The 25,543-nt window shown below is 66.6% G+C and carries 22 protein-coding genes; 10 read left to right on the top strand and 12 right to left on the bottom strand.

Translation table 11 applies throughout. From position 1 onward, the window contains the following. Positions 1–114: 114 nt before the first annotated feature. Entirely contained in the window at positions 115–339 is a 225-nt protein-coding gene (locus WFH44_RS03675) for a hypothetical protein (RefSeq protein ID WP_336711862.1), read from the top strand. 51 nt (positions 340–390) lie between these two features. Here the strand turns inward: WFH44_RS03675 and WFH44_RS03670 are convergent, their stop codons facing one another. From WFH44_RS03670 to glyA, 9 genes are all read right to left on the bottom strand, one after another. Further along, positions 391–1,971: an MDR family MFS transporter gene (locus WFH44_RS03670; protein ID WP_336711860.1), complete on the bottom strand. Its 1,581-nt coding sequence runs from the start codon at positions 1,969–1,971 to the stop codon at positions 391–393. After that, positions 1,968–2,591 carry a TetR family transcriptional regulator gene (locus tag WFH44_RS03665; protein WP_336711858.1) on the bottom strand — a complete coding sequence of 208 codons (624 nt, stop codon included), beginning with the start codon at positions 2,589–2,591 and terminating at the stop codon, positions 1,968–1,970. Before WFH44_RS03665 ends, WFH44_RS03670 begins: the two co-directional genes overlap by 4 nt. Positions 2,592–3,468: 877 nt before the next feature. Continuing rightward, positions 3,469–4,341, bottom strand: a complete 873-nt coding sequence (gene purU / locus WFH44_RS03660) for a formyltetrahydrofolate deformylase (RefSeq protein ID WP_264795884.1) — start codon at positions 4,339–4,341, stop codon at positions 3,469–3,471. Positions 4,342–4,351: 10 nt separating this feature from the next. Beyond that, positions 4,352–5,752 carry an L-serine ammonia-lyase gene (locus WFH44_RS03655; RefSeq protein WP_336711857.1) on the bottom strand — a complete coding sequence of 467 codons (1,401 nt, stop codon included), beginning with the start codon at positions 5,750–5,752 and terminating at the stop codon, positions 4,352–4,354. Beyond that, positions 5,752–6,387 carry a sarcosine oxidase subunit gamma gene (locus tag WFH44_RS03650; protein WP_336711855.1) on the bottom strand — a complete coding sequence of 212 codons (636 nt, stop codon included), beginning with the start codon at positions 6,385–6,387 and terminating at the stop codon, positions 5,752–5,754. Before WFH44_RS03650 ends, WFH44_RS03655 begins: the two co-directional genes overlap by 1 nt. After that, positions 6,380–9,280, bottom strand: a complete 2,901-nt coding sequence (locus WFH44_RS03645; RefSeq protein ID WP_336711853.1) for a sarcosine oxidase subunit alpha family protein — start codon at positions 9,278–9,280, stop codon at positions 6,380–6,382. The genes WFH44_RS03650 and WFH44_RS03645 overlap by 8 nt, the downstream gene beginning before the upstream one ends. Further along, on the bottom strand, positions 9,277–9,597 hold the full coding sequence (locus tag WFH44_RS03640) for a sarcosine oxidase subunit delta (protein WP_336711851.1): 321 nt from the start codon (positions 9,595–9,597) through the stop codon (positions 9,277–9,279). The genes WFH44_RS03645 and WFH44_RS03640 overlap by 4 nt, the downstream gene beginning before the upstream one ends. Positions 9,598–9,616: 19 nt before the next feature. Further along, positions 9,617–10,834: a sarcosine oxidase subunit beta family protein gene (locus WFH44_RS03635; protein ID WP_336711850.1), complete on the bottom strand. Its 1,218-nt coding sequence runs from the start codon at positions 10,832–10,834 to the stop codon at positions 9,617–9,619. After that, entirely contained in the window at positions 10,834–12,114 is a 1,281-nt protein-coding gene (gene glyA, locus WFH44_RS03630; protein WP_336711849.1) for a serine hydroxymethyltransferase, read from the bottom strand. The genes WFH44_RS03635 and glyA overlap by 1 nt, the downstream gene beginning before the upstream one ends. Before the next feature lie 146 nt (positions 12,115–12,260). Between glyA and WFH44_RS03625 the strand changes: the two genes are divergently transcribed. The 6 genes from WFH44_RS03625 to WFH44_RS03600 all read left to right on the top strand — a co-directional run bounded on the left by WFH44_RS03625 (position 12,261) and on the right by WFH44_RS03600 (position 19,529). Next, positions 12,261–12,932 carry a GntR family transcriptional regulator gene (locus WFH44_RS03625; RefSeq protein WP_336711848.1) on the top strand — a complete coding sequence of 224 codons (672 nt, stop codon included), beginning with the start codon at positions 12,261–12,263 and terminating at the stop codon, positions 12,930–12,932. A gap of 80 nt (positions 12,933–13,012) precedes the next feature. Continuing rightward, positions 13,013–14,485, top strand: coding sequence for a purine-cytosine permease family protein (locus WFH44_RS03620; RefSeq protein ID WP_336711847.1), 1,473 nt, complete (start codon positions 13,013–13,015; stop codon positions 14,483–14,485). A gap of 439 nt (positions 14,486–14,924) precedes the next feature. After that, a complete protein-coding gene (locus WFH44_RS03615; protein WP_336711846.1) occupies positions 14,925–16,262 on the top strand; it encodes an MFS transporter in 1,338 nt (445 codons plus the stop codon). 76 nt (positions 16,263–16,338) lie between these two features. Continuing rightward, positions 16,339–17,124, top strand: coding sequence for a creatininase (locus WFH44_RS03610; RefSeq protein ID WP_336711845.1), 786 nt, complete (start codon positions 16,339–16,341; stop codon positions 17,122–17,124). A gap of 247 nt (positions 17,125–17,371) precedes the next feature. Then, positions 17,372–18,625 carry an aminopeptidase P family protein gene (locus WFH44_RS03605; RefSeq protein WP_336711843.1) on the top strand — a complete coding sequence of 418 codons (1,254 nt, stop codon included), beginning with the start codon at positions 17,372–17,374 and terminating at the stop codon, positions 18,623–18,625. Between the two features lie 85 nt (positions 18,626–18,710). Further along, the gene (locus WFH44_RS03600; RefSeq protein WP_336711841.1) at positions 18,711–19,529 is read left to right on the top strand and encodes an IclR family transcriptional regulator; all 819 of its coding nucleotides are present in this window, start codon (positions 18,711–18,713) and stop codon (positions 19,527–19,529) included. A 32-nt stretch (positions 19,530–19,561) separates the two neighbouring features. Here the strand turns inward: WFH44_RS03600 and WFH44_RS03595 are convergent, their stop codons facing one another. Together WFH44_RS03595 and WFH44_RS03590 are read right to left on the bottom strand one after the other, a co-directional pair. Then, a complete protein-coding gene (locus tag WFH44_RS03595) occupies positions 19,562–19,996 on the bottom strand; it encodes a nucleoside deaminase (protein ID WP_336711840.1) in 435 nt (144 codons plus the stop codon). A 52-nt stretch (positions 19,997–20,048) separates the two neighbouring features. Continuing rightward, entirely contained in the window at positions 20,049–21,557 is a 1,509-nt protein-coding gene (locus WFH44_RS03590; RefSeq protein ID WP_336711838.1) for a PucR family transcriptional regulator, read from the bottom strand. Between the two features lie 170 nt (positions 21,558–21,727). On the opposite strand from WFH44_RS03590, the gene WFH44_RS03585 reads away from it, so the two are divergent. From WFH44_RS03585 to WFH44_RS03575, 3 genes are all read left to right on the top strand, one after another. Then, complete coding sequence (locus WFH44_RS03585; RefSeq protein ID WP_336711837.1) at positions 21,728–23,323, top strand: purine-cytosine permease family protein; 1,596 nt, start codon at positions 21,728–21,730, stop codon at positions 23,321–23,323. A gap of 137 nt (positions 23,324–23,460) precedes the next feature. Next, on the top strand, positions 23,461–23,892 hold the full coding sequence (locus tag WFH44_RS03580; protein WP_336711835.1) for a cupin domain-containing protein: 432 nt from the start codon (positions 23,461–23,463) through the stop codon (positions 23,890–23,892). 57 nt (positions 23,893–23,949) lie between these two features. Beyond that, positions 23,950–24,756 carry an IclR family transcriptional regulator gene (locus tag WFH44_RS03575; RefSeq protein ID WP_336711832.1) on the top strand — a complete coding sequence of 269 codons (807 nt, stop codon included), beginning with the start codon at positions 23,950–23,952 and terminating at the stop codon, positions 24,754–24,756. Between the two features lie 102 nt (positions 24,757–24,858). Here WFH44_RS03575 and WFH44_RS03570 read toward each other — a convergent pair. Next, positions 24,859–25,543, bottom strand: a 685-nt coding sequence (locus tag WFH44_RS03570; protein WP_336711831.1) for a zinc-binding dehydrogenase, incomplete at its 5' end; no start/stop codon positions are given.

Genomic DNA, 25,543 nt, shown 5'->3' with positions numbered 1-25,543 from the left:
GAGGACCTTCGTGCGGCACCCCGCATGGGCAGTCCTGCCCATCGCACCGTTGCAGCCGCTCCTTTAGAGTCCTCAAGTGGCGGACCTCGACATAGGGATGGCAGCAGGTGGAACTTGGACGCTTTTATTAGGTACGAGCCAGGTTCCCGCGGACACCTCCAAGGCTTCATCGAAGACAACCGCTTCGAATCCACCCTTGGGGACAATCGTTACCTGATCTTCTCCCTAGTGGCCGAGGACGCCCCGCACATTGTCTACAAGCCGGGAACGCACGGGAGTGCGCTGACGATCGACAGCCAGTGCATCACGGATCCGGCTATGGACGAGCCCACCGGCTGAGCGCCCTTGCGGGGCCCGGCCGGTGGGCTCGTTGCAGCAGTTGTCCTTTGGTTAGCGGCGGCTGGCTTCATCCGAGTTGATCAGCACGTTGCCCTCGGAAAGGGACTCCGGCATTACATCCGGCTCCAGCGAGGTGGCCAGCGGCTTCTCCTTGACGAAGCAGCACAGCACGGTGGCAATCAGCACGAGCGGAACCATGTACGCGAAGAGCGGCATCAGCGCGCCGTTGTAGGACTCGACCACGAGGCTGCGCACGGGGTCCGGCAGCCCGTGGACCAGTTCGGGCGTCAGCGAGTTCGCGCCGCCCGCGCCCCCGGATCCCGCCGCGGGCAGCCGCTCCGTGAGCAGCTCCACCAGGCGGTGCGCAAACAGGCTGCCGACGACGGCCGACCCCAGCGTGGCGCCGATCTGGCGGAAGAAGTTGTTGGCCGCCGTCGCCGTTCCCACCTGCCGCAGCGGGAAGGAATTCTGCACGATCAGCACCAGGATCTGCATGTTCAGGCCCAGGCCGAGGCCCAGTACGCCGAGGTTGACGCAGATGTGCCAGACCGCGGTCTCCGCGTGGACGGTTCCCATCAGGAGCAGGGCACCGGCCACGATGAGGGTGCCGGCGATCGGCATCCACTTGTAGCGGCCGGTCTTCGACACCAGCGAACCGGAGGTCAGCGAGGCGCCCAGCAGGGCGGCCATCATCGGGATCATCAGCAGGCCGGCTTCGGTCGCCGACGCTCCGGTTGCCATCTGCAGGTACGTCGGCATGTAGCCGATCGCGCCGAACATGGCCACGGAGACGAGCAGACCGGAGATCGTCGCCAGGTTGAAGTTCCGGTCCTTGAACAGCTCCATCGGGATGATCGGCTCGGCCGTCCGGCGCTCCACCATGACGAAGCCGACGGCGGCCAGCACGGTCGCGGCGATCAGGGCGAGCGTCTTGGGGTCGTTCCACTCCAAAGTGCTGCCGCCCCAGCTGCTGATCAGCACCAGGCCAGTGGTCGCCAGCGCCATCAGGATCATGCCCCAGATGTCGAGGGTTGGACGGCCCCGGCGCGCAGGCGACTTCAGGAAGTAGATGGCGCCGAACAGCGCCAGCACGCCGAGGGGCACGTTGAACCAGAAGGCCCAGCGCCATCCCGGTCCCTCCGTCAGCCAGCCGCCGATCAGCGGGCCGACGACCGAGGAGAACGCGAAGACGCCACCCATCGCGCCCATGTACTTTCCGCGCTCACGGGCAGGAACGACGTCGGCAATGATGGCCTGCGACAGGATCATCAGCCCGCCGCCGCCCAGGCCCTGCACCACGCGGGCCGCGATCAGCCAGCCCATGTCCGGCGCGAGCGCGCCCATGACCGAGCCGACCAGGAAAATCGAGATGGCGCCGACGAGGAGCCACTTGCGCCCCATCAGGTCGCCGAGCTTGCCGTAAATGGGCATCATGACCGTGGATGCCAGGATGAAGGCGGTGATCACCCAAAGCATCAGCGTGGCGCCGTTGAGTTCGCCGACGATGGTGGGCAGGGCCGTGCCCAGGATGGTCTGGTTCAGCGAGGCCAGTAGCATGGCCAGCACCAGGGCCACGAAGACCAGCGCCAGGTTGCCGTGCTTGGTCCCGGTGGCGTTCGGGGATGTTGTCATAGAAGTTCCTTCAGGACCGATCGCATCAGCGCAAGCCCCTCATCAAGGGCATCGAACTGGGATTCGCGGGTGGGACGGGAAATGGTCTTTTGCATAACGTTGCGCAGTCCGGCGCCGGCCACCATGACGATGGTCTTGGCGACGTCCTCGACGCTGTAGGGTTCGTCCCGGCGGCTGGCCCAGCGCTGCGAGGAGGCGAGCTGCTCCGTGACGATCCCCGTGACGAGCTGCTCCACCTTGACGACGTACTGGAACCGCCGGTGCGCCAGATGCGGGTACTTGTGCAGGATCGCGTGCCGGTTTTCGCCGGAGGCGCCGCCCTGGATGGACTGCAGCACACTCAGCATCAGGTGGCTGACCTGCTCCAGCAGATCGCCCTCCACGTTGAAGCTGGCCAGCATGGAATCGTCGACGGACGGCTCCTGCAGCCCGAGTACAGCATCTTCCTTGCACTGGAAGTAGTTGAAGAAGGTGCGGGTCGAGACACCGGCGGCGGCCGCAACGGCCTCGACGCCGACGTGCTCCAGCCCCTTCTCGAGCGCGGTTTCCGAAGCGGCGGCGTGCAGCGCGGACCAGGTCTCGGCACGCTTCCGTTCACGCAGGGAAATTGGTTGACTCACCGAACTATGTTGTCAGCCCGGCAAACTTTTCACAAGTGCAAACTTACATTAGTGCAAGAAATCACATCGGTTTGGGCGCCGCGGAGCCGCCAGCCGCTTCCCCGCCCTGTTCTGTTCGGTCCCGCGCGATTCCGCGCCGTCCCTCGCCGTCCCTCGCCGTCCCGCGCCGTCCCGCGCCGTCCCGCGCCGTCCCGCGCCGTCCCGGACGATTCTGCGAGGTCCCGCATGATTCCGCTCCGGTTTGGTCGGTTTGCTCCGGCTCGACGCGGAGCGGAAGAGCCAAAACGGAGCATTGGGTCACCGAACCGGAGCGGAAGAACCAAAGCGGAGCGCGGGCCTGGACCGACGACGAAGCGGGCGGCCGGTCGCGCGGAAGTGCGGGGAGGGCGACGAAGCGGCGCTGGCCGTATAGAAGCGCGGGAGGCCGGGACAGGTGAGAGTTTTGCCGCGAAATGGAATTCTGCCGACGATTCAGAACGCGAGCAGATCTCCGTTTCGCGGCAAAAAGGCTCAGGAGAAGAAAGAACGGCAGGTTCCGCCCGGGGAAAGGTGCCCGGCACGGGAGGGGCGAGCGGGGAAAGGAAGGCCGGGGGACGCTGAGAGTTCTGCTGCGAAATGGAATTCTGCCGGCGATTCAGAACACGAGCAGATCTCCGTTTCGCGGCAAAAAGGCTCAGGAGAAGAAACAACGGCGTGGGAGGGGCCGGCGGACGGGGAAAGGCGCACAGCATGAGAGGATCGGGCGGGAAAAGGCGCCCGGTTGGAGGAGGCACCACCAGCAGGACCCAAAGGGTGGATTAACGACGGCGGCGGCCACCTTGTCGGTGGCCGCCGCCAGACGAAATGCGGCGGAAGACCCGCCGGGAGATGCGTTGTCCTACCGCAGGACCACGGTCCGGTTGCCGTGCAGGATGACGCGGCCTTCGCAGTGCCACTTCACGGCGTCGGAAAGTGCCTTGCACTCGGTATCGCGGCCCGCGGCGACGAGGTCCTCGGGCCCGAAGGTGTGGTCAACAGCGACCACCTGCTGGGCGATGATCGGCCCCTCATCCAGCTCGGCGTTGACGTAATGCGCGGTCGCGCCGACGGTCTTCACGCCCTTCTCGTACGCCTGGTGGTACGGCTTGGCACCCTTGAAGCTAGGCAGGAAGGAGTGGTGGATGTTGATGACGCGGCCGGCCATGCGGGTGGCGAGCTGGTCGCTCAGCACCTGCATGTAGCGCGCGAGCACCACCAGTTCCACCTCGAACCTGTCCACAAGTTCCAGCAGCTTCGCCTCGGCCTCCGGCTTGGTCTCCTTGGTGACCGGGATGTGGAAGAACGGGATGCCGTGCCATTCCACGAGCCGCTGGTGGTCCAGGTGGTTGGACACGACGGCGACGATGTCGACCGGCAGTTCCCCGGTGCGGGCACGGTAGAGCAGGTCGTTCAGGCAGTGCCCGAACTTGGACACCATGACCATCACGCGCTTCTTGGCCGCGTGCTGGCCGAGCTGCCAGTTCATCTTGAACTGCTCGGCCACGGGCACGAAGTCCCGCCGCAGGGCTTCCTCGTCGAGCGGCTCGCCGGAGGCGGACGCCACGTGGACCCGCATGAAGAAGTGGCCCCAGCGGCGGTCGTCGAACTGCTTGAGTTCAACGATCGTGCACCCGTGCTCGAGCAGGACGGCGCTGACCGCGTGGACAATGCCGGCCCCCTCGGGACAATCGAGGGTCAGGACCAGTTCGTTGGCGCTATTTGGAGTTTTCACGCTGTTCAGTTCAGCATTCGATAACGTTGACGGCAAGGCCACCACGGGACGTCTCCTTGTATTTGATCTTCATGTCTTTGCCGGTCTCGCGCATCGTCTTGATCGCCTGATCCAGCGACACCTTGTGTTCGCCGTCCCCCTGCAGGGCCAGCCGTGCCGCGTTGATGGCTTTCACACTGGCGATGGCGTTCCGCTCGATGCACGGAATCTGCACCAAACCGCCCACCGGGTCGCAGGTCAGGCCGAGGTTGTGCTCGATACCGACCTCCGCCGCGTTCTCCACCTGCTCCGGGGTTCCGCCCGTGACCGCGCACAGCGCGCCGGCGGCCATGGAACAGGCCGAGCCGACTTCGCCCTGGCAGCCCACCTCGGCACCGGAGATGGATGCGTTCTCCTTGAACAGGATGCCCACCGCCGCCGCCGTGAGCAGGAAGTCCACCACGCCGTCGTCGTTGGCGCCCGGAACAAAGCGCGTGTAGTAGTGCAGCACAGCCGGAATGATGCCCGCCGCCCCGTTGGTGGGTGCGGTGACAATCCGGCCGCCTGAAGCGTTCTCCTCGTTCACGGCCAGCGCGTAGAGGTTGACCCACTCCATCGCCCACAGGGGGTCCGACTGCGCCGCGCCACCGGCGGCGGCCGCGGCCTCCGCCTCGCGGAGCTTGGTCCGCAGGCCTGGGGCACGACGGCGGACCTTCAGTCCCCCGGGCAGCCTTTCCTCGGTGCGGGTACAGCCGTTTTCCACGCATTCCTGCATGACGGCCCAGATGTGCAGCAGCCGCGAGCGCAGCTCCTCCTCGCTGCGCCAGGACAACTCGTTGGCCAGCATGATCTGCGCGATGGACTTGCCCTCGCGGCGGCAGTGATCCAGCAGCTGCTTCCCCGTGGTGAACGGGTACGGCAGCGGTGTCTCGTCTTGCACCACGCGGTCCGCACCGGCGGCGTCCTCGTCGACCACGAAGCCGCCGCCCACGGAATAGTAGGTCCGCTCGCGCAGCAGCACGCCGCCGTCGTCATAGGCGAAGAAGGTCATGCCGTTCGGGTGGGCCGGCAGCGAACGCCGCCGGTGCAGGATCACGTCCGCATCGCCGTCGAACTCCACGGGGTGGGTGCCCGCCAGCAGCAGCTTGCGGCCACCCACCGTTTCCTTGACCCGCGCATCGGCGGTGTCCGTGTCCACGGTCTCCGGGTCTTCGCCCTGGAGGCCGAGGATCACGGCCTTGTCGGATCCGTGGCCCCAGCCCGTGGCGCCGAGCGAACCGAAGAGTTCGGCCCGCACGCGCGCCACGGACTGCAGCTGGCCGTCCCGCTCCAGCCCGGCAGTGAACTGCCGGGCCGCACGCATCGGCCCCACCGTGTGGGAGGAGGAGGGGCCGATGCCGACGGAGAACAGGTCAAGGGCACTCAGTGCCATCAGTCGACCTCGGGCCCGGCGAATTCCGTCATCGCATCCAGGATCCAGCGTGCGGCGAAGTCCGCGAAGGACGCCCGCGGCAGGATCCGGTAGGTCTGCGAGCCGTTCTCCTCGCCGGTCTGCCAGAGCAGCACCGGCACGAGCCCGATCGTGGTGGTCACGGCAGTGCCGGGACCGAAGACCCGCGGGTGCAGGTCCGCCGGGCAGCCCGTCTCGAGGACCTTGCGGGCCGAGGGCCCGCTCAGTTCCAGCGTGGTGCGGTTGGCGGAGAGGTCGACGACGGCGCCCGGCTGGCTGCCGAGGGCCGCGGTCAGCTTGGCTACGGCGTCGGAACCATCGGGTGCGATCAGCAGGTACTCATCCGGTCCCAGCCAGAGCACCGCGATGCCGCCGCTGCCGTCGGTATCGCCCGTGGTCTCCCCCACCTTGGTCGGCAGGGGCACGCCGGCGGCGCTCTCCAGCGCCTTGGCTGCCGCGGAGCCCGGCTCCGCACGCAGGCCGACCTGCGTCAGGAACGGAATCTCGCGCAATGACACGGCGCGTTCACCGGCCACGGTCCCCTCGCGGAGGACGTCTTCCAGGTGGGCCAGCGGGCTGCGGCGCAGCTGGGAAATGTGGGTCATTACTTCAGCCATCACGACGGCTCCCTTCGGGGTCGAAAAGTACGGGTTCTGCGATGACGACGTCCACGAGCTGCCCGTCCAGCGGGGCCTGCAGCGTCTCTCCGATGCGGTTGCGGCCGTTCTTGACCAGGGCCAGGCCGAAGGACCGGCCCAGCGCGGCGCTGTGGTAGCTGGAGGTCACGTGGCCCTCCATCGTTACCGGCGCTTCGGCCGGAGCGATCCGGGTGCCCTGGTTGACCAGCTGCGCACCTTCCGGCAGCCGGAAGGACTTGTCGACCGGCAGCACGCCGACCAGCTGCTTGCGGTCCTCGCGGACGTTGTCCATCCGCGAGTAGGAGCGCTTGCCCACGAAGTCCTTGGCCTTGGAGACGATCCATTCCATGTTGGCGTCCTGCGGGGTCACCGTGCCGTCCGTGTCCTGGCCGACGATGATGAAGCCCTTTTCGGCGCGCAGCACGTGCATGGTCTCGGTGCCGTACGGGGTGATGTTGAACTCGGCCCCGGCCTCCGCCACCGCTTCCCAGACGTTCAGTCCGAACCAGGCGGGCACGTTGATCTCGTAGGCCAGTTCGCCGGAGAAGGAGACCCGGGCGATCCGGGCCGGAATTCCGGAGGCCAGCGTGACGTCGCGGAAGGCCATGAACGGGAACGCCTCGTTGGTGACGTCCAGTTCCGGTGCCAGCTTGGCGACGACGGCGCGGGACTTCGGCCCGACGACGGCGACGGTGGCCCACTGCTCGGTCACCGAGGTGGCCACGACGTCCAGCTCGGGCCACTCGGTCTGCAGCCACTCCTCGAACCAGTCCAGGACCTTCGCGGCGCCGCTGGTGGTGGTGGTGAGCAGGAAGTGGTCCTCGGCCAGCCGCATCACGGTGCCGTCGTCGAAGACCATGCCGTCCGGGGTGCACATGACGCCGTAGCGGCACATCCCGACCTTCAGCTTCGTGTAGGCGTTGGTGTAGATGCGGTTCAGGAACTCGGCCGCGTCCTTGCCGCGGACCTCGATCTTGCCCAGCGTGGTGGCGTCCATGAAGCCGACGGAATCGCGGACGGCGGCGCATTCGCGCAGCACCGCGGTGTCCATGTCCTCGCCCGGCTTCGGGAAGTACCAGGGCCGCTTCCACTGGCCGACGTCCTCGAACAGGGCGCCCTGGGCCACGTGCCACGGCTGGATCGAGGTGATGCGGGCCGGGTCGAACAGCTCGCCGCGCTTGCGGCCGGCCACGGCGGCGAAGGCCACCGGGGTGAAGGGGGCGCGGTAGGTCGTGGTCCCGATGCCGCCGATGTCGCCGCTCTTGAGCGCGTGCCCGATCACGCCGATCACGTTCACGCCCGACGTCTTGCCCTGCTCGTCGCCGGTGGAGATGGAGGTGTAGCGCTTCACGTGCTCCACGCTGCGCATGCCGGCGCCGGTGGCGCGCAGCACGTCTTTCACGCTCTGGTCGCGGTGCAGGTCCACGAAGTGGGCGGAGAAGTCCTCGGCGGTTCCCGGCACCAGCCACAGCTGGCGGAACACGCCCGCGGCGGCGCGGCGGACTTCCTCGGACGGCGCGACGACGGCATCCCCGGAGACCGGGAAGCCCGAGGCCTGTGCCGCGGTGCGCCCGGCCACGAGGCCCTCGAGCACGCAGCTGTCCGTGTCGTAGGTGCCGTTCAGGGCGCCCGCCACGTGCTGGTTGGCCACCGGGGCCACCGGCACGAAGGCGGCGAGGGCGTCATCCCAGCGGGACTTGCCCTGGCGCTGGCTGTGCAGGTGGATGGTCGGGGTCCAGCCGCCGGAGACGGCCAGCAGGTCGGCCTCGATGCGGCGGACTTCGCCGGTCGGGGCGCCGGCCTCGTCGAGGGCGCTGACGCTGACGGCGGAAATTCGCTCGGCGCCTTCGGTGTCCACCACGGCGGATCCGGTGATGACCTCGACGCCGGCCTCGCGGACTGCCGCGGCCCGGGCGGACAGCTCGGCACGGGCGTCGACGACGGCGGCAACCTGCACGCCGGCGGCGGCCAGATCCTCCACCGCGTCGTAGACGCTGTCATTGGTGGTGAAGAAGACTACGCTGCGGCCCGGCGCAACCGCGTAGCGGTTGACGTAGGTGCGCACCGCGCCGGCGAGCATGACGCCCGGCCGGTCGTTGTTCGCGAAGGTGATCGGCCGCTCCAGCGCGCCCGGGGCGAGCACGACCTGCGCGGCACGGATGTGCCAGAGCCGGCTGCGGGAGACGCCTGCCTGCGCTTCGCCGGCATGGCCGGTGCGGTTCTGGTTGGCCAGCAGGTAGTTGGAGTCGTAGGAACCGAAAGCCACGGTGCGCTTCAGCAGCGTGCAGTCCTCGGCGGCGGCCAGTTCGGCCAGCACCTCGGCAGTCCATTCCTGCGCGGGCTTGCCCTCGATCCGGGCCTGCGGCTGCGCCAGCAGCGAGCCGCCGAACTCGGCATCCTGTTCGATCAGGATGACGCGGGCTCCGCCGCGGACAGCCTCGCGGGCGGCGGCCAGCCCGGCCGGGCCGGAACCGACGACGACGACGTCGGCGTGTACGTACTTCTTGTCGTACCGTGCGGTGTCGTCGCGGGGGTCCATGGTGCCCAGGCCGGAGAGGAAGCGGGCGTCCAGGCCCTCGCGGAGCGCAACCGTGGTCGCGGTCAGCATGGACTCGTCGACCGGGTTGGCCGGTCCGGACGCGGAGACGTGGATCAGCGCGTTGGTTTCCTCGACGCCGGCGCTCATGATACCGCGCGGGCGGCCCAGGTACATCGAGTTGCCGCAGCGCAGCACCCCGTTGGCCAGCAGGGCACTGGCCACGGTGTCGCCTTGGTAGCCGGCGTAGGACTTGCCGTCCACGGTGAAGGTCAGCTCGGCGCCGCGGTCGATGCGGCCGCCTTCGGCCAGGCGGTGGGACTGGGTGGTGCTCACTTCGCGGCTCCTTCCTTGTTGTTTCCTGCCTGGCTCAGCGATGCCAGGTCCGGGCGGGGTTCGCCGGTGCGGTAGACGGCCTTGAATTCGTAGGTGACGGTGTCGCGCACGGCGTTGAACCAGCGGCGGCAGCCGCCGGTGTGGACCCAGCGCTCCGCGAACAGGCCCTTGGGGTTGTCGCGGTAGAACAGGTACTCGGCCCATTCCTTATCGGTCAGCTGGCTCGGGTCCTCGGGGTAGGCCACGTGGGCCTGGCCGCCGTAGTGGTACTCGGTCTCGTCCCGCGGGCCGCAGTTGGGGCATTCAATGAGGATCATGGTGAGGAATCCTTACGTCTTAGTGGGCCACGGCGGCGGCGCCGTGCTCGTCGATCAGGTGGCCGGTCTCGAAGCGGTCCAGCGCGAACGGGGCGTTCAGCGGGTGTGCTTCACCGGTGGCGATGGTGTGCGCGAAGGTGTAGCCGGCGCCCGGGGTGCCCTTGAAGCCGCCGGTCCCCCAACCGCAGTTGACGAACACACCGTCGACCGGCGTCGTGCTCACGATCGGCGAAGCGTCCAGGGTGGTGTCCACGATGCCGCCCCAGGTGCGCAGCAGGTGCGCCCGGGCGAAGATCGGGAAGAGCTCGACGGCGGCGGCCATCTGCTCCTCGATCACGTGGAAGGCACCGCGCTGGCCGTAGCCGTTGTAGCTGTCGATGCCCGCGCCCATGACCAGCTCGCCCTTGTGGGCCTGGGAAACGTAGACGTGCACGTGGTTGGACATGACCACCGTCGGGTGGACCGGCTCGAACAGCTCCGAGACGAGCGCCTGCAGCGGGTGGGACTGGATCGGCAGCCGGAAGCCGGCGAGCTCGGCGAGCACGCTGGAGTGGCCGGCGGCAGCCAGGCCGACCTTGTCGGTGAGAATCCGGCCGCGGGAGGTTTCGACGCCGACAACACGGTTGCCGTCCTTGATGAAGCCGGTCACCTCGCAGTTCTGGATGATGTCCACGCCCATCTCGTCGCACTTGCGGGCAAAGGCCCAGGCGACGTGGTCGTGCTTGGCGATGCCGGCGCGCGGCTGGTAGGTGGCGCCCATGACCGGGTAGCGGATGTCGTCGCCGATATTGACGATCGGGCAGACTTCCTTGACCTGCTCCGGGGTCAGCCATTCGGCGTCAACACCGTTGAGCTTGTTGGCCTCGACCCGGCGGACCGACTCGCGGACATCGCCCAGCGTGTGGGCCAGGTTGAGCACGCCGCGCTGGCTGAACAGGAAGTCGTACTCGAGTTCCTCCGGCAGCTGCTCCCAGAGCTTGAGGGAGTGCTCGTAGATCGCGGCGGATTCGTCCCAGAGGTAGTTGGAACGGATGATCGTGGTGTTGCGGGCCATGTTCCCGCCGGCCAGCCAGCCGCGTTCCAGGATGGCGATGTTCGTCATCCCGTGGTTCTTGGCCAGGTAGTAGGCCGTGGCGAGGCCGTGGCCACCGCCGCCGACGATGACGGCGTCATAGGAAGACTTGGGCTCGGGATTCCGCCAGAGGAAATCCGGATGCTCAGGCAGCAGATCGGCCATTACTCGGCTCCGTTCAGGTTCGGGTAGAGGGGGAATTTGTCGGCCAGGACGCCTACCCGCCCGCGCAGCTCGGTCGCGAGCTCATCGGTCAGTTCGTGCGTCAGGGCAGTGGCGATGATGTCGGCGACCTCGGCGAATTCCGCAGCGCCGAAGCCGCGGGTGGCCAGCGCCGGGGTGCCGATCCGCAGGCCGGAGGAAACCATCGGCGGGCGGGGGTCGAAGGGGACGGCATTGCGGTTGACCGTGATGCCGACCCGGTGCAGCCTGTCCTCGGCCTGCTGGCCGTCCAGTTCCGAGTGGCGCAGGTCGACGAGCACCAGGTGTACGTCGGTGCCGCCGTTCACCAAGCTGATCCCAGCCTCGGCGACGTCGCCCTGCAGCAGCCGGTCCGCGAGGATCCGGGCGCCGTCAAGGGTGCGCTGCTGGCGCTGCTTGAAGTCCTCGGACGCGGCAACCTTGAATGCCACGGCCTTGGCGGCGATGACGTGCTCCAGCGGCCCGCCCTGCTGGCCCGGGAAAACGGCCGAGTTGATCTTCTTGGCCAGCTCCTGCTTGGACAGGATGACGCCGCCGCGCGGACCGCCGAGGGTCTTGTGCGTGGTGGTGGTTACGACGTCGGCAAACGGCACCGGGTTCGGGTGCAGTCCCGCTGCCACCAGGCCGGCGAAGTGCGCCATGTCCACCATCAGGTAGGCGCCGACCTTGTCGGCGATCCGGCGGAACTCGGCGAAGTCGAGCTGGCGGGTGTAGGCGGACCAGCCGGCCACGATCAGCTTGGGCTGGTTCTCCACGGCCAGCCGCTCCACTTCGGCCATGTCGATGCTGTGGTCCTGCTCGGAGACGCCGTAGGAGACGACGTTGTAGAGCTTGCCGGAGAAGTTGATCTTCATGCCGTGCGTCAGGTGGCCGCCGTGGGCCAGATCCAGTCCGAGGATCGTGTCCCCCGGGTTCAGCAGCGCGAACATGGCGGCCGCGTTGGCCTGGGCGCCCGAATGCGGCTGCACGTTGGCGGCCTCTGCATCAAAGAGGGCCTTCACCCGGTCGATGGCCAGCTGTTCGATCACATCAACGTGCTCGCAGCCGCCGTAGTAGCGCCGGCCCGGATATCCCTCGGCATACTTGTTCGTCAGGACGGAGCCCTGCGCTTCCATCACGGCGCTCGGGGCGAAATTCTCCGAGGCAATCATCTCCAGCGTCGACTGCTGCCGCTCAAGCTCGCGTCCAATGGCGGCTGCGACCTCGGGGTCCGCCGCGGCCAAGGTTGTTGACAGATTCGTCATCCGGCCTCTCCTTCAAGAACTAAAGACTAATGTTTGACTGATATATCAGTGCTGGTTGAAATGGTATGCTGTAGATCACAAGGAGTCAACAGCAATAAAATGTGACTTCGAAACGACCCGTCATAAGGCACCCGAGGAGAGCAACCATGAGCGCAACCGCCGCTGCAGAAGCAACTGACGCGGCCCTGTCGCTGGCCGAACGCGCTTACCGCGAGCTAAGGGACCGGCTCATCATGCTCGACATCCGGCCGGGCGAACCGATCAACGACGGCCAGCTCGCAGCGGCCCTGGGCATCGGGCGCACCCCCGTGCGCGAAGCGCTGAAGCGGCTGGAGATGGACCACCTCGTTGTCTCCTATCCGCGCCGCGGCACCTTCGCCACCATCGTGGACATCACCGCCCTGGCCGACGTCTCGGAACTTCGCCGCGTGCTCGAACCCATGGCCGCCCGAAAGGCGGCCATGAGCGCAAACGCGATCATGCGGCAGGAGCTGTCCGTCCTGGCGGAAGACATCCAGCGCCTCGACGAGCAGGGCCTGGGCAAAGCCGCCGACCTGATGCGCTACGACCTGAGCGTGCACCGCAGCATCTACCACGCAGCCGGGAACCCGCATCTGGAAGAAACCCTCATCCGGCTCGACAACCTTGCCACCCGCATCTGGTGCCTGGTCCTCGACAAAGTGCCGTCGGTGACCGGCCATATCACCGAGCATGTGCGGCTGCTGAAGGCCATTGTCGACGGCGATGCGAACCAGGCCGCGGACCTCGCCCTGGAGCACATCAGCAGTTTCGAAGAGACCATCCGCAAGGTGCTGTAGCAAAAAACAGAGCTCCCCCTGTGGCCAGTGTGAGGCAGATCACTTATCGTTGCTGATACGTCACGGACCAGGAGGATGCCATGCCCCAGGACCACGAGGCCCCGGCCGCCGCAACCAGCACGGACATCGAGCAGCAGCTGCAGCCCATCCCGGAGAACGCCCGCACCTCGAGAGTGTCCGGCCAGTTCTGGATTTGGGCCGGCGCCAACCTCGCCCCGATCAACTGGGTCCTGGGCGCGCTGGGCATCAATCTTGGCCTGGGCTTCGCCGATACGATTACGGTCCTGGTTCTGGGCAACTTCATCGGCATGGCACTGTTCGGCTTCTTCGTCCTGCTCGGCCAACGAACAGGGGCGACGGGCATGGTCCTGGCCCGCGCGGCGTTCGGCCGACGGGGCAACTACCTTCCGGCCGCCATCCAGGCGGCGCTCGGCATCGGCTGGTGCGCCATCAACACCTGGATCATCCTGGATCTGGTCATGGCACTGTTCGGCAAGCTGGGCTGGGTGGATCCCGACCAGCCCAACTACGGATGGAAGATCGCGGTCGCCGCGGGGCTGATGATCCTCCAGGTCCTCATCGCGTTCTTCGGCTACAAATCGATCGCCGCCTTCGAGCGCTGGACCGTCCCGCCGACCATCCTGGTCCTCACGGCCATGTCCGCCGTCGCATGGTTCGGCATGGACATCGACTGGACGTATGCGGGCCCTCCCGGCGAGGTCCTGACCGGCGTGGACCGGATCGCCGCCATGAGCGCCGTTATGACGGCCATCGGCATCGGCTGGGGCATCACCTGGTTTACCTATGCGGCCGACTACTCGCGCTTCGTATCCCGCGAGGTGCCGCGGAAGCGCCTCTACTTCGCATCCGTCTTCGGCCAGTTCCTCCCGGTGGTCTGGCTCGGCGTCCTCGGTGCCAGCCTTGCCACCAAGAGCGGGAGCATCGACCCCGGCGAGCTGATTGTGGAGAACTACGGTGCGCTGGCCATCCCCGTGCTGCTGATGGTCCTGCACGGCCCCATCGCGACCAACATCCTCAACATTTACACGTTCTCCGTCGCGACCCAGGCGCTGGACGTTCGCGCCAAGCGGCAGGCCCTGAACCTCATCGTCGGCGTTTTTGCGCTGGTCGCGGTCGTCTTCTTCATTTACCAGGAAGACTTCGCCGCTGTCCTGGACTCCTGGCTGATCGGCCTTGTTGCCTGGGTCGCAGCCTGGGGCGGGATCATGCTGGTGCACTACTACTACATCGACCGCCGGCGCCCGGCGGACACGGCCCGGCTCTTCGACCCGGTCGGCACCCCGCGGCTTCCGGTCATGAACTGGGCAGGCATCGGGGCCCTGCTCGCGGGCATCTGCGCCACCTGGCTGTTCATGTACGGGCTGCTGCCGGCAACTCAGGGACCAATCGCGGTCGCCCTCAACGGGCTCGACCTGTCCTGGCTGGCCGGCGGGCTGACCAGCGCCGCCGTCTACGCAATCTTCGGCCCCGGCGTCCACCGGCGCTACCTCGTTCCCGCTCCCGGGGAACGCCGCCGGGTCCCCAACGCCTAGAAGCGCAACCGCTTACTGCAGCTCGATACTCCGCGCGAAGCCCAGCGCCGACCAGCCAACCTAGCTTCGGCGGATATTCGAAAGTCCTGCGCTGCCGCTCACCCCTGGGAACACGCCGGCGGCACTCGAGCGGCGAGCGCATCCCCCGCTGAGCCAGCATCCCGGAGATCCGTTCGTCGCGCTGTGTGAGACGCAGTTGCGGCAGGCAGCACCGCGGTTCCCTGCGGCCGCGTCCTCAGGAACGGGGCCCAAACGCCGTCGTAATGTGCCGCTCCGGTACGCGATCGACGCCGAATCCATTGACAGTGACGAGAGCCACACTCTAGTCTGCTGCAACAAGGTTGCATTTATCGCAACGACTGACAATTTGGTGGTTCTCCCCATGACAGACCGTGATAATCCGGCCAACAGCGCCGCCCCTTCAACCTCCGTGAGAAACATGACCAATCTTCCTTCCCAGGCCGACCTCGGCGGACAGACCCGGACCAATGGAGGTCCGGCCGTTGATCTGCAGGTCCGCCGCCGTGTCGTCGGCGCCAGTTTCATCGGCAACTTCGTCGAGTGGTTCGACTACGCCGTGTACGGCTACCTTGCCGCCACAATCGCCGTCGTATTCTTCCCCGAAGCCGATCCCCAGACGGCATTGCTTTCCACCTTCGCCCTGTTCGCGATCTCGTTCCTCGTTCGCCCCATGGGCGGATTCATATGGGGCCATATCGGCGACCGCGTCGGCCGAAAGAACGCGCTCTCGCTGTCGATCCTGATCATGTCCCTGTCCACCTTCTGCATCGCCCTGATCCCGGGCTACGATGCGATCGGCCTCTGGGCTCCGGCACTGCTGCTGATCGTCCGCGTGGTGCAGGGATTCTCCGCATCCGGCGAGTACGCCGGGGCTTCCGCTTTCCTGGTCGAATACGCGCCGGCCCACCGCCGCGGCCTCTATGCCGCAGTGGTTCCGGCCAGCACTGCCACCGGCCTGCTGCTGGGCTCGCTGCTGGCCGCCGGACTGACCGGCCTGCTCTCCGAAGACCAGCTTCATTCCTGGGGCTGGCGGCTGCCTTTCCTGCTGGCCGCCCCGATGGGCCTGATCGGACGCTACATCCGCACCAAGCTCGAGGACACCCCGGCGTTCCGCGAACTCGAAGTCGAGGAGCATTCCGAGGCAGCACCGGTGAAGAGCCTGCTCGTCAACCACTGGCGGCAGTTGCTGCTGGCGGTCGGCGCGGTGCTGCTCAACGCCGTCGGCTTCTACGTCATCCTCAGCTACATGCCCACCTACCTGTCGGAAGAGCTGGGCCTCGGCACGACCGAGTCCTACCTCGCCACGACGATCGCGCTGCTGACCTACATCGGCTTCATCTTCGGCACCGGCATGCTCTCGGACCGGTTCGGCCGGAAGAAGGTTCTCATCAGCGCATCTTTGCTCTTCGTGGCGCTGTCCGTCCCGGCATTCATGCTGCTGGAAACCGGCAGCTTCCTGGTCATTGTCCTCGTGCAGGTCCTGCTGGGCGGTATGCTCACCCTCAACGACGGCACGCTGCCCAGTTTCCTGGCCGAGATGTTCCCCACGAAGATCCGCTACAGCGGCTTCGCGGTCAGCTTCAATCTCTCCAACGCCCTCTTCGGCGGAACAGCCCCGTTCGTCGCCACCCTGCTCATCTCGCTGAGTGGCAATGCGCTCGCCCCGGCCTGGTACCTGGCGGCCGCCGCGCTCGTATCCTTGGTCGCCGTTGCCCTGTCCAGGGAGACCAGCCGGATGCCCCTGCGGCACCAGTGACTGCGCGCGGCACTCCCGCCGACGGCACTTTTCTCTTATCCTTCACCCAGATCCAACAGAACAGAATGGAACAACGATGCGACAGAGCGTCTATATGGAAGACCTCGACGCCTTCAGCTACCGCGAAGCCGTCGCCCGGAAAGAGACGGTGGTCCTGATCCCGGTCGGCTCCATCGAGCAGCACGGCCCGCACATGCCGCTGAACGTCGATGTCCTGCTGTCCCGGGCCATGGCCGGCCAGGTGGCGGAGGAGCTGCGCGGACTGGTGGCCGCGCCGGTGGTCTACGGCTACAAGTCACAGCAGCGATCCGGCGGCGGCAACCACCTGCCGGGAACCACGAGCCTGGACGCGGCAACGATCATCTCGATTGCCAAGACCCTCACCCTGGAGTTTGCCCGCCATGGCGCACGGAAGATCGCGTTCATCAACGGCCACTTCGAGAACTACCAGTTCCTCTACGAAGGTGTCGACCTTGCCCTCCGCGAGCTGCAGCTGGCCGGGATCGAGGACATGAAGGTCGTCTTGCTCTCCTACTGGGACTTCATCGACGATGCCACGATCGCCGAGCTCTACCCGGACGGCTTCACCGGCTGGGACCTGGAGCACGGCGGCGTCCTCGAGACCTCGCTGATGCTCCACCTGTTCCCCGAAAAGGTGGACATGGCCCAGGTGGTCGATGCTCCGCCGGCGGTCATGCCGAACTATGACGTGCTTCCGGTCCGGCCCGAGCTGACCCCGGAGTCGGGCTGCCTGTCCTCGGCGGCGGCCGCGACAGCCGACAAGGGCATCACCCTGCTGAAGCGCGCCCGGGCCGCCATGTCGACGGCGCTGACATCGGAATTCAGCCTGCGCGGCCGCTAACCCCAGCGCCCCTGTCGGACGGTCCCCGAGCATACGGGGGCCGTCCGATTTTCATTTTCCGGGACGGCTTCGGGGGCCAAGAGCAACACTGTTGCACCGCGGGAAGAAAATGCGACGAGCGCCACAAAAAGCCCTTGACAGTGAATCCACTCACACATAATCTGGTGCAACAAGGTTGCAGTGAACGCAACTTTCAGACTTTCACCCAGCACGACAAGCAATCCACCCCATTCAGAAGGGACTGACGATGACCATCGCCAACACCGCCGCAACCAGCGTTTCCGAACTCGAGCGCCTGAAGGTCCTGCACAACGGCACGAAGCAGCAGCTGACTTTCTCCGACGCTGAATTCGAGCGCCGCCTGGGCGGCCTGCGCCAGATCATGGCTGCGAAGGATCTCGACGCGGTGATCCTGACCAGCTACCACGGCATTAAGTACTACTCGGACTTCCTGTTCACGACGTTCGGCCGCAACTACGCCCTGGTCGTCACCGCCGACGACTCGGTCACGGTCACCGCTAACATCGACGCCGGCATGCCGTGGCGCACGAGCTACGGAGAGAACATCGTCTACACCGACTGGAAGCGCGACAACTTCTACTTCGGCCTGCAGGAAGCCCTGCGCCAGCGCGGCGTCACGGCCAAGCGCGTCGGCGTCGAGGACGACGCCCTGCCGCTGATGACCCGCCAGCGCATCCAGGCAGCCTTCGACGGCGCCGAACTGCTCGACGTCTCCCAGGACGCCATGCGCCAGCGCATGATCAAGTCCGCCGAGGAAATCGAGGTCATCAAGCACGGTGCGCGCATCGGCGACCTCGGCGGCGAGGCCATCAAGGCCGCCATCCGCGAGGGCATCACCGAGTACGAGGTCGCGCTCATCGGCACGGAAGCCATGGTGCACGAGATCGCCAAGACCTTCCCGCACCGCGAAGTACGCGACACCTGGGTCTGGTTCCAGTCCGGCATCAACACCGACGGCGCACACAACTGGGCCACCACCCGCAAGCTGCAGCGCGGAGACATCCTGTCCCTGAACTGCTTCCCGATGACTTCCGGCTACTACACCGCCCTGGAGCGCACGATGTTCCTCGGCCAGCCGGACGAGGAGAGCCTGCGCCTGTGGAACATCAACGTCGAGGTGCACCGCCGCGGCCTTGAACTCATCAAGCCCGGCGCGGTCTGCAAGGACATCGCCGCCGAGCTCAACGAAATCTACATCGGCTACGGCCTGCTGCCGAACCGCACATTCGGCTACGGCCACTCCTTCGGCGTCCTCTCGCACTACTACGGCCGAGAGGCCGGCCTGGAACTCCGCGAGGACATCGACACCGTGCTCGAGCCGGGCATGGTCGTCTCGATGGAACCCATGATCACCGTCGCCGACGGCCAGCCGGGTGCCGGCGGCTACCGCGAGCATGACATCCTTGTCATCGGCGAGGACAAGGTCGAGAACATCACCAAGTTCGGCTTCGGTCCGGAGCACAACATCGTCGATGCCTAATCAGTTAGGCGACTCGCTGCGGGTTGCGGCACGGCCACGGGTCGTGCCGCAACCCGCAGCCATATCCGGGAAGATAGTAGACATCATGAACCGCCTTCCAGACAACGCAGCCGCAAACGGTTCCGAATCGGCCAACGGCGATTCCCGCGGAGCCTCCGTCCTAGTCAACGCCATAGCCGTCCTGCGCTGCTTCAGCGTGGACGAGCCCCTTCTGGGCGTGACCGAAATCGCCTCCCGGGTGGGCCTGCACAAAAGCACGGTCTCGCGGATCCTCTCTACGCTGGAGCAGGAGGACCTGGTGGAACGGGACGAGACGTCGCGACGGTTCAAATTGGGCCTCGGGCTGATCGGCGTCGCAGGGCCCCTGCTGGCCGAACTGGACGAGCGCCGCGTGGCCTACCCCGTGCTGCGGGAGCTCACCGAGCGGACCCAGGAAACCAGCGCCCTGCTGACGTGGACGGGCTCCAGTTCAGTCTGCGTGGAACAGATTCCCAGCCCCCAGCAGGTCAAGCACACCTCGCCCCTCGGCACCCGCTACAGCACCGCCCTGAGTGCAAGCGTCCAGGTTTTCCTCGCAGCGGAGGATCCAGAGCGCGCCCGCGCGCTGCTCACCAGCGGCGTCATTGAATACCCATCGCCGACGCCGGCCCGCGTCGACGAATTCATCGAGCGGCTGAAGACCGTGGCGACCGAAGGTCATGCCTCCAACTACGGCGAGACCAGCATGGATGAGGTCGGCGTTGCCGCGCCGGTGCATGACCACCGCGGCAGCATCGTGGCCGCCGTCATGCTCGCCGCTCCCCGCTACCGGACCACAGCCGAGCATCTGCAGCTGCTGGCCGAAGCCTGCTGCGCCGCGGCGGCGCAGATCACCGTCCGGATGGGCGGCCTGCCTCCGAAGTAGCGGAGCCAAGCACGCCCATCCGCACGGAGGGGCTATTCGGCGATGTCTTCCGCCCACAGCTCCGGGTGCTCGTGCTGGAAGGAAGCCATCATTTCCTTGCAGCGCGGGTCGTCCAGGACCGTGACCTCAACGCCGCGGGAGCGCAGCAGGTCGAACTCTCCTTCAAACGTCTCCGCTTCCCCGACCACCACGCGGGGAATCTTGAACTGGATGATGGTTCCGGTACACATGGCACAGGGCGCAAGCGTCGTATACAGCGTGGTGTCCCGGTAGGTCTTCTGCCGTCCGGCGGCGCGCAGCGCTGCCATTTCGCCGTGCGCTATCGGATCCGAGTGCTGTACGCGTTCGTTGTGCCCGGTAGCGACAATCTTTCCATCCCGGACCAGGGCTGCGCCGATAGGTATCCCGCCTTCGCGCAGGCTCTTCTGCGCGGCCTCGACGGCAGCTTCAAAACCCGGATCCATCATCTGCTTGTCCCTTCATCGCATGTCCATGCCGGATATCGGCGGCTGCAGCCGATCATTCCACGAACTCCGGCACCAGCGAAGTCCGGGCCAGCCGCACGGCGAAGTGCAGCCCCGCCATCTTGCCGCTGCCCCGGGGGTCTCCGCCCAGCAGCTCGAACGCCCTGGTCAACCGGTTGTGCATGGTCTGCCGCTCAAGGAAGAGGGACTTGGCAGCTTCGGTGGAATTGCAGCCAAAGGTCAGCCACTGGTCGAGGGTCTCCAGCAGGCTGGTCCCCTTGCGCCGGTCGTAGGCCAGCAGTTCGCCCAGCACTTCCTGGGTCAGCCTCTCGATGACGGCTCCCGGCAATTCATGGGCGCCGAGGCGTTCGACCACCAGGTTCTCGCTGTCCTGGATATTGCCCCGGAACTCGGTGGCCGGCCCGAGGGACAGGGCCAGCTTTGCCTCGGCGAGGGACCATGCGGCCTGCACCGGCGAGGTAACGGTCGGCCCCATCACGCCTGCCACGGGCGTGTCCACGAGGGCAGCCCGCAGGTCCTCCAGCAGTTCCGAGCGCTTGGTCCTGGTCCCGTTGGGCCGCAGCGGGACGAGTGCGTAGAGGTTCTCGCCATCCATATGGGTTCGCACGCCGGGACAGCATCGCCGCAGCGCCTGCTCGGTAACTCCCTGCAGTTGGGCCATACCGAAGCTGCGGAACACCAGAATGAACACGGGCCGGCCAATGTCCAGTCCGACTGTTCGGCAGAGCTCCCGGATCTGGGTCGGACCGGCTCCGGCGACGATGGCGCGCATGAGGGCGGTATCGGCGATCTGCGCCAGCGTGGGTCGATGGCGCTGGGACATGGCAAGGGCAAGGATGTTGGTCAGCCTCTCCCCCACGGTCTTCAGATAGTCCCGGTCCGTGCCCGAACGGCTGTGCATCCTCAATTTGGCCGCGACGATGCCTCCCACCACGACGTCGACTTCGGAATAGTCGGGCGTCGAATCGTCGGGGAGTTCGCCGGCGGATTCGAGCACCTCGCCGTTCGCATCTACGAGCTGGACCCCGACCTGGAGGGCTTCCGTGATCAGCTCCAGCAGGGGCTGCAGGGCAGGGCCGGAGGAGGCCAGCCGCTCCGCGATGCGCTGGGACACCGCATCGGCTGTCTGCAGGGCCGTGACCTGCTGGGAGACGATCCGACGGTTCACTTCCTCGGCGACGTCGACGAAGGGCACGACCTTCTGGAATTCGATCAAGGGCAGGCCGGCCTCTTCGGCGGCCTGCACCAGGTCCGCCGACAAGGGCCTGCCCAGGCTTGCCGTTTCGATCGCCAGCGCGGTGACGTGGCGTTCAGCGAGGCTGCGGATGTAGTCGTGCTGCGCGGCGGGCTTCAAGGCAAGCAGGGCACTGCCTCCGGTCAGCAGGAGTTCCTCGCCCCTGAGCAGCGGCGCGATCTGGAGCACCTCGCTGGAGTGCACCCAGCGCACCTGCGCCGTCTCCACCAGCTCTTTGCCGGCCCGGATGCGCGGATTGGCCTGCTGCACCAGTTCGGTCGCCAGGACCTCAGTTAAGCGGATCACCATGGAATTACGCCGATCGTTCGTTGATAATGGGGCGCGCTGTCAAAACGCTTTGACAAACCGTCAATCGAAAACGGAGAAACATGCTCATACCGTCTATATGGTATGGCACACATCACACCTATGCTGTTTGAAGGCTTTAGCTCCCACAGCCTCCTGAAGAGAGAGATGCAATGAGCACTAGATCAGCAACCAGCTCAGAGAGCGCTACGCACGACGTCGAAGACGTCCTCCAGCCCGTCCCCGAATCGTCCCGCACCACCAAGCTGTCCGGGCAGTTCTGGATCTGGGCCGGCGCGAACGTCGCACCGATCAACTGGATCCTCGGCGCCCTGGGCATCAACCTGGGCCTCGGCCTCGCCGACACCATGACGGTACTCGTCGTCGGCAACATTATCGGAATGGTGGGCTTCGGTTTCTTCGTCCTGCTCGGGCAGAAGACCGGGGCGACGGGCATGCTGCTCGCCCGCGGCGCCTTCGGCCGGCGCGGAGCTTACCTTCCCGCGGCCATCCAGGCGATTGTCGCGGTCGGCTGGTCCGCGGTGAACACGTGGGTCATCCTCGACCTGGTCATGGCACTGTTCGCCATGATCGGCTGGGTCGATCCCAACGAATCGAACCTGGTCTGGAAGATCGCCGTGGCGGCCGTCATCATGGGCATCCAGGTTGCCATCTGCTACCGCGGCTACAGCGCGATCGCGAAGTTCGAGCGCATCACCATGCCGCCGACCGTCCTCGTCCTCATCGCCATGTCCCTCATCGCCTGGACCCAGCTGCCGATCGACTGGAGCTACGCCGGTCCGGAAGGCGCAGTCCTCACCGGCGGCGAGCGCATCGCCGCAATGTCCGGGATCATGACCGCCATCGGCATCGGCTGGGGCATCGGCTGGTTCACCTACGCTCCCGACTACTCCCGCTTCGTCTCGAAGAGCATCGCTCCCCGCAAGCTGTACCTCACTTCCGTCCTCGGACAGTTCCTGCCGGTCGTGTGGCTGGGCCTGCTCGGCGCGAGCCTCGCGACGATGAACGGTAGCGCCGATCCGGGCGAGCTGGTCGTCAAGAGCTTCGGCGGCCTCGCCATTCCGGTCATCCTGCTCGTCATCCACGGTCCGATCGCCACCAACATCATCAACCTCTACACCTTCGGCGTCGCCACCCAGGCCCTCGACGTCCGCATCTCCCGGAAGAAGATCTCGCTCATCGTCGGCTGCTTCTCGATGTGCGCGGTGATCCTGTTCCTCTTCGCCGAGGACTTCGCGACCCTCCTCGACAGCTGGGTCATCGCAATCGCGGCGTGGGTCTCGACCTGGGGCGGCATCATGGCGGTCCACTACTTCATCTTCGAGCGCAAGCACAAGAACTTCAGCTACCTGTTCGTATCGCCGCGCGACACCCACCTGAAGGCGGTCAACCCGTCCGCCATCATTGCCTTCCTCGCGGGTATCGTCATGACCTGGATGTTCATGTACGGCGCCATGCCGGTCTTCCAGGGACCGATCGCGACGGCGATGGGCGGGGTCGACCTCTCCTGGCTGGCAGGTGCCCTCACCTCCGCAACGTTGTACTTCGCCTTGGGTTACCCGCGCTTCCGCTCCCGGATCAAGAGCGGCGTACCGCTGGGCATCCATGCCGGAACCTCGGACGAGAAGTTCCTTGCAGAGCACGGCGACTGCGAGGAAGCCCGGCACGAAGAGGTGCCGGCCACCGTAGCCGGCGGCACCGAGGGCGAAGGCCGCGAGGAGGCCCGCTCGGCGGCTCCCGCCTCCTGATCCCTCCGGCCCCGGCCGGTAACGCAACGCACCGCGACGGCGGATGGTCTCCAGGGGGACCATCCGCCGTCGTACTTTGCCCAGTGCACCGGCCGGAAGACAGCCCCCGGCCATAACCACGGATGGAAGGACCCATCATGCTCGAACGCCGCGGCAGCTACGCCTTCGACTACGACCTCCACGGCGGCAGCGCGCCCGTGCGCATGCAATGGCTGTTCCACGGCAGGTCCGAACTGCCCGTTGCCGTCCAGGTCTGGGAGCTTCCGCCGGGCGGGACCGAAGGAATGCATGCCCACGCCCGGGAGGACCGGCCGCTCGAGGAGCTCTACGTCATCATGGAGGGGACTGCGCGGATGCATCTCGACGGCATCAGCCATGACCTCGCCGACGGGGACGCCCTGCTCGCCCCCGTCGGATCCGAACACGACCTGGCGAATACCGGCACGGTCCCGCTGCGCGTCCTCGTCGTGTGGGGCGAACCAGGCACGGCCGACTATTCGTCCTTCGGCTCCTGGCGGTCCGCCAACGCCGCCCGGAACCCTGCCGACGGCACGCCGACAGGCCAATGACCGCGGCCTGGAACGCAGGAATGCACGCTTCCGCAAAGGTTCTGAGACGATGGGCTTATGGCAGAGCTTGAAATTTTCGACGAGGAGGATGCCGCCGGGCAGCTGAGCCGCGGCGTGCAGTCTGTAGACCGCGCGATCGCCGTCCTGGAAATCCTGCGCCGGCGCGGCGGGGCCGGCGTGAGCGAGATCGCCGACGAGATGGGCGTGCACAAGTCCACGGCTTCCCGCCTGCTCGCGTCGCTGCTGCAGGGCGGCATGGTCCAGCAGAACTCCGAGCGCGGCAAGTACCAGCTCGGCTTCGGCATCCTGCGGCTGGCCAACTCGATCCCCGGCCGGCTCAGCCTGGTCCAGGAGGCCCGCCCGCTCTTGGACGCCCTCGCGGAGCAGTACAAGGAGACCGTCAACCTCGCCGTCCTCCGCTCCAACTATGCGGTCAACGTCGACCAGGCCATGGGCCCCTCGTCGCTGGCCACGCACGACTGGATCGGCAGCCTCACCCCGCTGCACGCCACCTCCAGCGGCAAGATCCTGCTGGCCGGACTCAGTTCGGAGCAACGCGAGAAGATCCTCAAGGAAACCGGGCTGCCGACGCAGACCGCCAATACCATCACCTCGCGGCGCGAGCTGGAGAAGCAGCTGATGGAAGTCGCCTCCGCCGGGTACGCCGCCGTGTACGAGGAATTCGAGATCGGACTGAACGCCGTCGCCGTCCCCGTCCATGACCACGCCGGCGCTGTCATCGGAGCCGTCAGCGTTTCCGGGCCCGCCTTCAGGTTCAAGCCGGAGGAAATGCCGGACCTGGTCCAGGACCTGAAGCAGGCCGGGCTGGAAATCAGCTCCCGGATGGGCTACTCCCCGGAGTAATCCAACGCAAGCAACGACGACGGCGGCAGCCGCCCCGTCCGGAACCCGCAGGTTCCCGGCGCGGTCGGCTGCCGCCGTCATCAGCTCCAGCGTTTCCGGTGGCTAGAGCTCCACGACGGAGCGGAGGACTTTGCCTTCGTGCATTTTGTTGAAGGCTTCTTCGATTTGGTCGAGGGTGATGCGTTCGGTGACGAAGGCGTCGAGGTCGAGGTTGCCCTGCTTGTAGTGGTTGACGAGCATGGGGAAGTCCCGGGAGGGGAGGCAGTCGCCGTACCAGGAGGACTTCAGGGCGCCGCCGCGGCCGAAGACGTCGAGCAGGGGCAGTTCGAGGGTCATGTCCGGGGTGGGGACGCCGACGAGGACGACGCGGCCGGCGAGGTCGCGGGCGTAGAAGGCCTGCTTGTAGGTTTCGGGGCGGCCGACGGCCTCGATCACGACGTCGGCGCCGTTGCCGCCGGTCAGCGCCTGGATGGCTTCGACGGGGTCCTGCTGGCGGGAGTTGACGCCGTGGGTGGCGCCGAGGCGTTTGGCCATGTCGATCTTGTTGTCATCGATGTCGACGGCGATGATCGTGGTCGCTCCGGCGAGTTTGGCGCCGGCGATGGCGGCGATGCCGACGCCGCCGCAGCCGATCACGGCGACGGATTCGCCGCGTTTGACGTCGCCGGTGTTGATTGCGGCGCCGATGCCGGCCATGACGCCGCAGCCGAGCAGGCCGACGGCGGCGGGGTCGGCGTCGGCGTCGACCTTGGTGCACTGGCCGGCGGCGACCAGGGTCTTTTCGGCG

The sequence above is a fragment of the Arthrobacter sp. USHLN218 genome (assembly GCF_037144715.1).
In the GTDB taxonomy this organism is placed as follows: domain Bacteria; phylum Actinomycetota; class Actinomycetes; order Actinomycetales; family Micrococcaceae; genus Crystallibacter.
Note: the sequence above shows the minus strand (reverse complement) of the source record. Positions and strands in the feature narration are given on the sequence as shown.

Bases quoted from the DNA above. Each gene is read 5' to 3' on its own strand.
- WFH44_RS03590 (WP_336711838.1), bottom strand. From the start codon at position 21,557: ATGGTGATCCGCTTAACTGAGGTCCTGGCGACCGAACTGGTGCAGCAG.
- WFH44_RS03585 (WP_336711837.1), top strand. From the start codon at position 21,728: ATGAGCACTAGATCAGCAACCAGCTCAGAGAGCGCTACGCACGACGTC.
- WFH44_RS03580 (WP_336711835.1), top strand. From the start codon at position 23,461: ATGCTCGAACGCCGCGGCAGCTACGCCTTCGACTACGACCTCCACGGC.
- WFH44_RS03620 (WP_336711847.1), top strand. From the start codon at position 13,013: ATGCCCCAGGACCACGAGGCCCCGGCCGCCGCAACCAGCACGGACATC.
- WFH44_RS03605 (WP_336711843.1), top strand. From the start codon at position 17,372: ATGACCATCGCCAACACCGCCGCAACCAGCGTTTCCGAACTCGAGCGC.
- WFH44_RS03640 (WP_336711851.1), bottom strand. From the start codon at position 9,597: ATGATCCTCATTGAATGCCCCAACTGCGGCCCGCGGGACGAGACCGAG.
- WFH44_RS03600 (WP_336711841.1), top strand. From the start codon at position 18,711: ATGAACCGCCTTCCAGACAACGCAGCCGCAAACGGTTCCGAATCGGCC.
- glyA (WP_336711849.1), bottom strand. From the start codon at position 12,114: ATGACGAATCTGTCAACAACCTTGGCCGCGGCGGACCCCGAGGTCGCA.
- WFH44_RS03610 (WP_336711845.1), top strand. From the start codon at position 16,339: ATGCGACAGAGCGTCTATATGGAAGACCTCGACGCCTTCAGCTACCGC.
- WFH44_RS03655 (WP_336711857.1), bottom strand. From the start codon at position 5,752: ATGGCACTGAGTGCCCTTGACCTGTTCTCCGTCGGCATCGGCCCCTCC.
- WFH44_RS03575 (WP_336711832.1), top strand. From the start codon at position 23,950: ATGGCAGAGCTTGAAATTTTCGACGAGGAGGATGCCGCCGGGCAGCTG.
- WFH44_RS03650 (WP_336711855.1), bottom strand. From the start codon at position 6,387: ATGGCTGAAGTAATGACCCACATTTCCCAGCTGCGCCGCAGCCCGCTG.
- WFH44_RS03635 (WP_336711850.1), bottom strand. From the start codon at position 10,834: ATGGCCGATCTGCTGCCTGAGCATCCGGATTTCCTCTGGCGGAATCCC.
- WFH44_RS03670 (WP_336711860.1), bottom strand. From the start codon at position 1,971: ATGACAACATCCCCGAACGCCACCGGGACCAAGCACGGCAACCTGGCG.
- WFH44_RS03615 (WP_336711846.1), top strand. From the start codon at position 14,925: ATGACCAATCTTCCTTCCCAGGCCGACCTCGGCGGACAGACCCGGACC.
- WFH44_RS03595 (WP_336711840.1), bottom strand. From the start codon at position 19,996: ATGATGGATCCGGGTTTTGAAGCTGCCGTCGAGGCCGCGCAGAAGAGC.
- WFH44_RS03625 (WP_336711848.1), top strand. From the start codon at position 12,261: ATGAGCGCAACCGCCGCTGCAGAAGCAACTGACGCGGCCCTGTCGCTG.